We start from the raw sequence: 552 nt of genomic DNA, 5'->3' as shown, positions 1-552 counted from the left end.
GTGTGTCCAGATAGGCTCCGGATCAACCAACCTCACCCCAAAGCCCGAGCTAAATCCCCCGGAACTACTCTCGCTAGTACAGTGCCCGGAAGTACCAGCACTGCCACCGCGGTGACCCCAGTCAGGAGCGTTGCTGCTGGTGCTGGTCTTGCTGGTGCCGGGCCCGGAACTGCTGTCAGGAGCGTTGCTGCGATCGTCGTTGTTGCGCTCAGGAGCGTTGGTGCTGGTGCTGGTCTTGCTGGTGCTGGCGTTGTTACTGCCGGTCTTGGTGTAGTTATTGGCGGGTAGTTCTTGGCCCATCAGTAGTAGTGCAGCAACGTCAACACGAAGTTGATCCAGAGTTCTGTATTCCCCACGATCTCCCCCAACCCCATTCCCAGAACCGGAACCATGACCGGAACTGGGGTCGGGGCCGGGGTTAGGGTGTGGTGTGGGGTGGGTGTTGGTGTGGTTTTTGATGGCTCGTGCTGTGCGGGTGCAGTGCGTCATGATCCCTGCTGCGGCCAGGGTGGGTAGATGCAGGCTTAGCCAGGACATCCCGTCGCGGCCTTC

At 60.3% G+C, this 552-nt stretch carries 1 protein-coding gene; it reads right to left on the bottom strand.

Going from position 1 to position 552, the window contains the following annotated elements; all coding sequences use genetic code 11:
- A partial coding sequence (locus tag QMG40_RS17285) for a hypothetical protein (protein ID WP_283532383.1) occupies positions 1–537 on the bottom strand: 537 nt, incomplete at its 3' end.
- Positions 538–552: the final 15 nt, after the last annotated feature.

The sequence above is a fragment of the Arthrobacter antibioticus genome (assembly GCF_030063205.1).
GTDB lineage: Bacteria > Actinomycetota > Actinomycetes > Actinomycetales > Micrococcaceae > Specibacter.
Note: the sequence above shows the minus strand (reverse complement) of the source record. Positions and strands in the feature narration are given on the sequence as shown.